Genomic DNA, 8,411 nt, shown 5'->3' on the forward strand with positions numbered 1-8,411 from the left:
ATGAGCGGCATGGCAGGGAGCGGCATGGCAGGGGCGGAAAAGTTCGAACCCGAGTCGGAGCGGGTCACCCGGACACTGCGGGACCAGATCATCGACGGCGTGCGCGCACCGGGCAGCAGGCTCGTGGAGCGCGAGCTGGCCGCCGAGCTCGGGGTGAGCAGGCTGCCCGTCCGCGACGCGCTGCGGGCGCTGGTCACCGAGGGCCTGGTCACGCCGCGGCCGCGCACCTGGGCCGTGGTCCGTGAGTTCAGCGCGGCCGACATCCAGGACCTCGACGAGGTCCGCTCGGCCCTGGAGACCCTGGCGTTCCGGCTGGCCGCCCAGCGGCGCACCCGGGCGGGGCTCGCCCAGCTCCGCGCGAACCTCGACGCCGAGCTGACGGCGACCGCCAAGGGCGACGCCGTGGGCGCGCGCCGGGCCGCCGCCGACTTCCACGAGACGGTGACCGAGCTCGCGGACAACGAACTGCTCAACGAGCTCGGCCGCACCCTGGGCAGCCGACTGCGCTGGTTCATGGTGCAGCACGACGACCTGGCCGGGGTCGCCGAGGAGCACGAGGAGCTGTACCAGGCGATCGAGGCCAGGGACGTCGAGCGGGTCGAGGAACTGGCCGTGAAACACCTGGCGACGGGGAAGAGCGAGGCCCTGGCGTACCTGGAGCGGATGAAGGAGACGCGGCAGCGCTAGTCGGCCAGGTCGCCGCACCTGGGGGCTGCGCCCCCAGACCCCCGCGTACTCAAGAGGCCTGCGGCGGCCAGTTCTTGACCGTCTTCGGACGCGGTGGCGCGTACGTCCGCACCTTGGACGTGGAGAGTCCCAGGCGTACGAGGGACTCGGCGATGGTCACCGCCGCCGAGACACCGTCGACCACCGGAACGCCGGTGCGCTCGGTGACGCGCTCCGCGAGGCCCGCCATGCCGCCGCAGCCGAGGCAGATCACCTCGGCCTTGTCGTGCTCGACGGCCCAGGCCGCCTGCTCCACGATGGCCTCGACGGCCGCGCCAGGGTCGGTCTCCAGGTCGAGCACCGGCAGCCCGCTGGCCCGCACCGAGGCGCAGCGGTCCGTGAGGCCCGCGAGCCGGAGGCGGTCCTCGATGAGCGGCACGGTCCGGTCGAGGGTGGTGACGACGGAGTAGCGGTGGCCGAGGAACTGCGCGGTGCTGGCCGCGGCCTCGGTGATGTCGACGACCGGGACGTCGAGGAGCTCCTGCAGCCCTTCCCTGCCGTGCTCGCCGTATCCGGCCTGGATGACGGCGTCGAAGGGGTGCGGGTAGGCGCGTACCGCCTCCATCACGGAGATGGCCGCGAGGTAGCTCTCGTAGTTCCCTTCCACGGACTCGGCGCCGAACGGGGGTGTGAGCGGCACGATGTCCGTGGTGGGCGATGCGGCATCCGCGGCCTGTTCTCCGATGCTCTTGGTGATCGAGTCGGTGGTGTTGACGTTGACGACGAGGATGCGCATCGCGGGCTCTCTGTGTGGCTGAGTGGTGGTGCTGTGGGTGCCGCTGGTCGTGGTGCTGATGGGGCTTGAGGTCGTGCGCGTGGTCAGTCGGCCGGTGGTCAGTCGGCCGGTGGTCAGTCGGCGTCGACCGCGATGGCCGCGCCGTCGACGTCCCGGGCCGGGCGGCTGCGGTCGGCGAGGACCAGGTAGATGACGGCGGCGAGGGCCGCGCCGATGAACCAGGAGAAGCCGGAGACGGCCGCGAAGGCGGGGAGCAGGGCGATGACGACGGCGACGGCCGCGGCCGGGGCGACGGCGGCGATGGCTCGGATGTGCCATCCGCCCCGGTAGTGGTAGTCGGCCCCGCGCTCGTCGGTGTAGAGGGCCGGTACGTTCACGCGGGTCCTGCGGATCAGCCAGTAGTCCGCCATCACGATGCCGAAGACCGGGCCGAGCAGGGCGCCCAGGCCGCCGAGGAAGTAGTTGACCACGGTCGGGCTGTTGTAGAGGTTCCACGGCAGGATGAGCAGGCCGATGACGGCGCTGACGATCCCGGCGCGGCGGAAGTTGAGGCTGCGCGGGAACAGGTTGACCAGGGCGTAGATCGGCGCGACGAAGTTGGCCAGGAGGTTCACCGCGATGGTCAGGGTGATGAAGGCCAGCGAGGCGGCGACCATCAGGAAGGTGCTGGGGATCGTCCGGACGACGTCCTCGGGTCCGGTGATGACCTCGCCGTTCAGCTTGAACTGGGCGCCGCTGAGGATGACCGCGATCCCGGCGAAGAACAGCATGTTGACGGGGATGCCGACGAGGTTGCCGCGGACGATCGCGCTGCGGCTCTTCGCGGAGCGCGTGAAGTCGCAGAAGTTGAGCACGAAGGTGCCGTAGATGACGACCCACAGCGCGGCGCTCTGCAGCACCCCGCTCCACATGGCGAGGCCGGTCGGCGCGTGGCCGGTCGACAGGGCGATGGAGCCGTCCGCCCGGACGAACATCCAGATCGCGAGCGCGCACATCGTGACCAGGATGGTCGGCGCCGCGAACGCCATGTATTTACGGATGAGTTCCATGCCGAAGCTGACGATGAGGACCTGGACCGCCCACAGGAAGAGGAAGGTCAGCCAGCCGAGCGTGGAAAGGCCGAGGATCGAGTTCTCGTCGAGGGAACGGAGCCCGGGGGCAAGGACTTTGAGGAGCGCGTTCAGCACGGACGCGGCGAGATAGGTCTGTATACCAAACCACGCGATGGCCACGGCTCCGCGTACGGCGGCCGGAATCTGCGCCCCTTTGATCCCGAAGGCGATCCGGCTCATCACGGGGAACGGGACACCGGTCTTGTGCCCCATGAACCCCGAGAGGTTCAGGAGCACAAGCAGCAGCCCGGACGCGACGGCGAACGCGAGCAGGATCTGCCACACGCTCATCCCCAGCGCGAACAGCCCTACGGCGAAGGCGTAGTTGCCGAGACTGTGCACGTCATTGCCCCAGAGGGTGAAGACGTTGTACGCGCCCCAGCGGCGGCCTTCGGTCTTGGTGGGGGCAAGGTCGCGGCTGTAGAGACCGGGGCTGGTGCCGCCGGGGCCGGGGTGGGACTCCCCGGCCCCGGCGGCCGCGGCCTTGACGGCCGGCCTGTCGTGCACGGCATCCATGACGCCTCCTGTTCCCGATTTGGGATACCAAATCTCTGATGGGACGGGAGGCTACGGGGGGTGGCAGGGGTGGTCAATAGGTGAACCGCTCCGGAACGGAACTTTGGTATACGGAAAAGGCTGCGCCTCGCGGCACTCAGGACCGCTGGGTGGATTCCTTGAGCAGCAGCGCCAGAACGGTGCTGGCCAGGTGCAGCCCGGCGTAGATCCACATGACGCCCGGGGGCAGCGGGACATACCCGGCCATACCCGCACCGAGCGCTCCCGCGGCGAGAGCGGCGACGAGGAAGGCGAGGTTGGTGCCCATCATCACGGTCAGGAGGTGGAGCCACTCCTCCAGAGCGTCGGCCGCATCCTCCTGATCGGCGGCGCGGTGAAGGCCCCCATCGTCGGAGAACTGGCCGCCGCCATCCTGAACGCCCCCCGTCACGGTCCCCGCCCCCGACGAATACGTAGCCCTGGGCGCCGCCCGCCAGAGGCCGCCTGGACCCTGACCGGCACCCCGCACCCGCCACCGTGGCCCACGTCCCCCGCCCACGAGATCCACGCCCCCACCCCAACCGAAGCCAAGACGGCATCCCGGATCCGCGAGGCATACGCCACGGCCCGCCGAACACTCCACGGACAGTGAGGGGGCAACATCCCAGCCCGTCCGGCGTTTGAGGACGAGCGCGCCCACCCGTCTCCCACCACCACCCTCAACCGAGGCGCTACGCGCCACCCCCCGGTCTAGCGCGATGAAGCGGGGTCTGGGGGCGCAGCCCCCAGATGCGGCAACCGAGCCCACGGCACCGATGCGTGATCCGTAAGACACGCGCCCACGGCAACACTTGCGCCCACGCGTAGGGATTTTGCCAACGCACGCAGCGGCGCCTGCGCGGTCTCCCTCCGGAACCGTTTGGCGTCGTAGCGTGATCGATCGTCCTTGAGGGTTCGAGCGCAATGGAGGCGCTGATGGGAGTCGAGTCCCCGGTAGTGATAGACCCGACCGGTCGTGACATCCACGCGGAGGCTGCCCGGATACGTGAGAGCGGGCCGATGGCGCGCGTCCAGCTACCCGGCGAGGTGGAAGCCTGGGCGATCAGCGATCCCGCGCTGCTCAAGAAGCTGCTCACCGACGCACGGGTCTCGAAGGACCCGCGGCAGCACTGGCCGAAGTGGATCAACGGGGAGATCTCGCCCGAGTGGCCCCTCTTCACCTGGGTCGCGGTGCAGAACATGTTCACGGCGTACGGCGGGGAGCACAAACGCCTGCGCACGCTGGTCTCCAAGGCGTTCACGGCCCGCAGAACCGCCGCGCTGCAGCCCCGTATTGAGGAGATCACCAAGGAACTCCTCGACGGCATCGCGGAGTCCGGCCGGCACGGCGACGTGGTGGACCTGCGGGAAGGGCTGTGCTATCCGCTGCCGATCCAGGTGATCAGCGATCTGTTCGGGCTGCCGGAGGAGCGCGGTGCGGAGCTGCGGGCCGTCGTGGACGGCATCTTCCACACGTCCGCCGACCCGGAGGAGGCCGCGGCCACATACGCCAAGTTCTACTCGATCCTCGGTGAACTTGTAGCGCTCAAGCGGAAGACCCCCGGCGACGACCTCACCAGTGGACTGATCGCCGCCCGCGACGAGGACGGCACCCGGCTGAGCGAGCAGGAGCTCGTCGACACCCTGCTCCTGATGATCAGCGCGGGCCACGAGACCACCGTGAACCTCATCGACAACGCCATCCACGCCCTGCTCACCCACCCCGAACAGCTGGAGCACGTACGGGCGGGCCGGGCAAGCTGGGACGACGTGATCGAGGAGACGCTGCGGCAGGACTCCCCGGTGGCGAGCGTGCCGCTGCGGTACGCGGTGGAGGACATCGAAGTGGGCGGTGAAGGCGAAGGGTTGGTGATCCGCGCGGGCGAGGCCATCCTCGCCGCGTACGCCGCGGCCGGACGGCACCCGGAGTGGCACGGCAAGGACGCCGACGTCTTCGACGTGACCCGGCTCGACAAGGAGCACCTGGCCTTCGGCCACGGCGTGCACTACTGCCTCGGCGCCCCACTAGGGCGCCTTGAGACGCGTACGGCGCTCCCGGCGCTCTTCGACCGCTTCCCGGACTTGGCGCTCGCGGTGCCGTCGGAGAATCTTGAGCCGGTGGACTCCTTCATCTCCAACGGCCACCGCTCGCTTCCCGTACGGCTGACCAAGTAGGCCCGGTCAGGGCCCATCGGTCAGCCGTACCACGTCACTTCCGCGTCACTGCCCGCGCCACCAGGCCCGTACCGCCGCCCACAGTCCGCGTGCGCGCGCCGGGCCCGGGGCCGGGGCGGGCGGCGCGGGCGGCTCCGGTACCGGAACCTCCTGCGGCAGTTCGTCGGTGAGCGCCCCGGGACGGTCGCCGCCGGAGGCGGGGGTCGGCGGGAAGCGCACCGGCAGGGCGGCCAGGGCCCGGTGGAAGGGGCCCGGCCGCCACTCCAACTCCTCGACCGGCACGGCCAGTTCGACGTCGGGCAGCCGGTCGAGGAGCGTCTCGATGGCCACCCCGGCGATCAGCCGGGCCGGGCCCTGCGCGGGGCAGGCGTGCGGTCCCGCGCTCCACGCCAGATGGGCGCGATTGCCCGCGCGCTGGTCCGACGCGAGGACCGGGTCGTTATTGGCGGCGGCAAAGCTGACGACCAGCGGCACCCCCTTCTGCAGGACGACACCGTCGTACGTGGCGTCGCGCACCGGGTAGTGCACGGCGTAGTTGGCCATCGGCGGATCGGTCCAGAGGACCTCGTCCAGGGCGTCCTCGACGGGCAGACTGCCGCCGGACAGATCGCCCGCGAAGCGGTCGTCGGAGAGCAGCAGCCGCAGACTGTTGGCGATCAGGTTCTGCTCCGGCTCGGTGCCCGCACCCATGAGGAGGACGAGGGTGTGCAGAAGCTCCTCGTCGGTGAGCTCGGCCGGGTGGGCGATCAGCCAGGAGGTCACGTCCTGGCCGGGCTGCTCGCGCTTGAGAGCGATGAGTTCGAGGACGGCGTGGGTAAGGAGCTCGTTCGCCTTCTCGGCGTCGATGCCGTCGAAAATGCCGGACATGCCCTCGACCAGCTTGTCGCCGGTCTCGGGCGGGCAGCCGAACATCTCGCGGAACACGAGCAGCGGCAGGACCTGCGCGTACGCGCCGAGCAGATCGGCTCTCCCGACCGGAGCGAAGCGGTCGATGAGCATCTCGGCGGCGTGCTCGACGTAGCCGCGCAGCGCGTTCGGATCGACCCGGGCGAGGGAGTCGGTGATCGCCTCGCGGAGTCTGCGGTGCTCCTCACCGTGGGTGAGGAGGGCGTTGGGCCTGAAGGCCATCATCGGGACGACCGGGGAGTCCGGGGCGACGGTGCCGTCCGCGAAGTCGGCCCACAGCCGGGCGTCCTTGGAGAACGTCTCCTGACTGCGCAGCACGTGCAGGGCTGCCTCGTAGCCGACGACGAGCCGGGCCCGTACGCCGGGGGCGAGTTCGACCGGGGCGGTCGGACCGGCCTTGCGGAGCCGCTCATACGTGGCGGTGGGGTCGGCGGCGAACTCGGGGCCGTACATCGGCGTCCCGAGGGCTCCGGGGGAACTGACATGCGCGGGGCAGCCGGGCGGTGGGACACCATCGGCGTTCGGAGAGGTCACACTTGCTCCAGGGGACGGGGTTCGGCGTTGCGGGCCTTGAGGTACTCCACCAGCGCGATCAGCGCGTGCGTGGAGGAGACGCGGTCGCGCGCGTCGCACCGTACGAGCGGGGTCTCGGGCAGCAGGTCGAGCGCCTCCCGCACCTCGTCGAGCTCGTGCGCGGGGGCGTCGTCGAACTGGTTGACCGCGACGGCGTACGGCAGGTCCATCTCCTCCAACACGCCCATCACGTCGAAGGAGTTCGAGAGGCGGCGAGTGTCGGCGAGGACGAGCGCGCCGAGCGCGCCGCGGGTCATGTCCCGCCACAGCTGAGTGAAGCGCTGCTGTCCGGGCGTGCCGAAGAGGTAGAGGACGAGCGTGTCGCTGAGGGTGAGCCGCCCGAAGTCCATGGCGACCGTGGTGGTGGTCTTGTCCTTGGTCCCGGCCAGGTCGTCGACGAGGGCACCGGCCTGCGTCATGACCTCCTCGGTGTGCAGCGGCCGGATCTCCGAGAGCGCACGGACGAGCGTGGTCTTGCCGACAGCGAAGTGGCCGACGATAAGCAGCTTCGCAGCGGTCTGCACCGTACGGCGCAGATAGACGTCACTGTCACTCGTGTCAGAGGAGACGTGGGAGACGTCAGAGGAGACGCGGGGGACGTCAGAGGAGGGCGCGGAGCCCATCGAGCACCTCCTGGAGGATTCGGGCTTCGGAAGGCTGGGCGGCCGGGATGGGCGCGCGGGTGACGATGTGGCCGCTGTCCATCAGGTCGGCGATCAGCACCTTGGTGACGCTGACGGGCAGCGCGAGATGTCCGGCCACCTCGGCGACCGAGAGCGCTCCGCGTCGGCACAGCTCCATCACGCCGCGCTTCTCCGGACTCAGCCCGGTCAGCGGCAGATCGTCGGTGGCGATCAGGAGCGTGACCAGGTCCAGGGTGTTCCGGGTCGGCTGGGAGCGGCCGTCGGTGACGACGTACGGCCGGACGAGCCGCTCCCCCCGCCGTTCTTTCGGAGGCGGCGTCATGCGGGGTTGCCGATGTCCTGCCGGATCGGGCTGGTCAGCTCCCGGCCGAGCCTGTCCACCAGCTTGTGCATGCGGTACGTGACCGCCTCCATGTCCACGTTCTCGGTGGTGGAGACCGCCAGATAGGCGCCCTCACCGGCGGCCACCAGGAACACATAGCCGTGCGCGAACTCGATCAGGGTCTGCTGCCACGGGGTGTCGGGGCGGCCGCAGAACTCGGCGGTGCTGCGGCTGATCGACTGCACGCCGGAGAGTCCGGCGGCGAGCCGCTCGGCGTCGTCCCGGTCGATCTCCGCGGAGTGCGCCCGGAGCATGCCGTCGGCCGAGAGCAGGATGGCGTGCAGTGCCTCCGGCACCCTGAGGACCTCATCGAGCATCCAACCCAGCTCGTTGGTCGTGGGCTCGATCATCCTTCTGTGTTCCCTTCGTGGTCATGCGAGGCGGTGGTCTGCCCGGCATCGGAGGCACGTCCGGCATCGGGGGTACGTGCGGGCTCGGGGGTACGTCCGGCGTCGGGGATACGTCCGGCGTCGGGGGTACGCCCGGGACCGTCTTCCGGGGTGGTGCGGTCCGCCCGTCCGGAGCGGGTGCCGCGCGCGAACGCGCCCATGCGCTGGGCGGTTTCGGCGGCGGTACGGCCCTGCGGCTCCTCGGCCGGTGCGGCGGCGGGCTGCTCGGCGACG

9 protein-coding genes and 1 pseudogene are annotated in these 8,411 nt (G+C 70.3%); 2 read left to right on the top strand and 8 right to left on the bottom strand.

Annotated features, from left to right (window positions below):
• Nucleotides 1-24 precede the first annotated feature (24 nt).
• Entirely contained in the window at nucleotides 25-687 is a 663-nt protein-coding gene (locus tag ACWD10_RS22135) for a GntR family transcriptional regulator (RefSeq protein WP_451093518.1), read from the top strand.
• 49 nt (nucleotides 688-736) lie between these two features.
• On the opposite strand, the gene ACWD10_RS22140 is transcribed toward ACWD10_RS22135, so the two are convergent.
• The 3 genes from ACWD10_RS22140 to ACWD10_RS22150 form a co-directional block, all read right to left on the bottom strand.
• Nucleotides 737-1,462, bottom strand: coding sequence for an aspartate/glutamate racemase family protein (locus ACWD10_RS22140; protein WP_451093520.1), 726 nt, complete (start codon nucleotides 1,460-1,462; stop codon nucleotides 737-739).
• Between the two features lie 113 nt (nucleotides 1,463-1,575).
• Nucleotides 1,576-3,090: an NCS1 family nucleobase:cation symporter-1 gene (locus ACWD10_RS22145; protein ID WP_451093522.1), complete on the bottom strand. Its 1,515-nt coding sequence runs from the start codon at nucleotides 3,088-3,090 to the stop codon at nucleotides 1,576-1,578.
• 136 nt (nucleotides 3,091-3,226) lie between these two features.
• Nucleotides 3,227-3,520, bottom strand: coding sequence for a hypothetical protein (locus ACWD10_RS22150; RefSeq protein WP_451093524.1), 294 nt, complete (start codon nucleotides 3,518-3,520; stop codon nucleotides 3,227-3,229).
• Between the two features lie 524 nt (nucleotides 3,521-4,044).
• On the opposite strand from ACWD10_RS22150, the gene ACWD10_RS22155 reads away from it, so the two are divergent.
• Nucleotides 4,045-5,283: a cytochrome P450 family protein gene (locus ACWD10_RS22155; protein ID WP_451093526.1), complete on the top strand. Its 1,239-nt coding sequence runs from the start codon at nucleotides 4,045-4,047 to the stop codon at nucleotides 5,281-5,283.
• 45 nt (nucleotides 5,284-5,328) lie between these two features.
• Here the strand turns inward: ACWD10_RS22155 and ACWD10_RS22160 are convergent, their stop codons facing one another.
• The 5 genes and pseudogenes from ACWD10_RS22160 to ACWD10_RS22180 form a co-directional block, all read right to left on the bottom strand.
• The gene (locus ACWD10_RS22160; RefSeq protein WP_451093546.1) at nucleotides 5,329-6,642 is read right to left on the bottom strand and encodes a cytochrome P450; all 1,314 of its coding nucleotides are present in this window, start codon (nucleotides 6,640-6,642) and stop codon (nucleotides 5,329-5,331) included.
• A 77-nt stretch (nucleotides 6,643-6,719) separates the two neighbouring features.
• On the bottom strand, nucleotides 6,720-7,385 hold the full coding sequence (locus ACWD10_RS22165) for a GTP-binding protein (RefSeq protein ID WP_451093528.1): 666 nt from the start codon (nucleotides 7,383-7,385) through the stop codon (nucleotides 6,720-6,722).
• Nucleotides 7,363-7,728, bottom strand: a complete 366-nt coding sequence (locus ACWD10_RS22170; RefSeq protein ID WP_451093530.1) for a DUF742 domain-containing protein — start codon at nucleotides 7,726-7,728, stop codon at nucleotides 7,363-7,365. Before ACWD10_RS22170 ends, ACWD10_RS22165 begins: the two co-directional genes overlap by 23 nt.
• Nucleotides 7,725-8,138, bottom strand: a complete 414-nt coding sequence (locus ACWD10_RS22175; protein ID WP_451093532.1) for a roadblock/LC7 domain-containing protein — start codon at nucleotides 8,136-8,138, stop codon at nucleotides 7,725-7,727. Before ACWD10_RS22175 ends, ACWD10_RS22170 begins: the two co-directional genes overlap by 4 nt.
• Nucleotides 8,135-8,411: pseudogene (locus ACWD10_RS22180) on the bottom strand (hypothetical protein); the annotation flags it as partial. The pseudogene ACWD10_RS22180 and the gene ACWD10_RS22175, both read right to left, overlap by 4 nt.

The organism is Streptomyces sp. NPDC002851, from assembly GCF_053591935.1.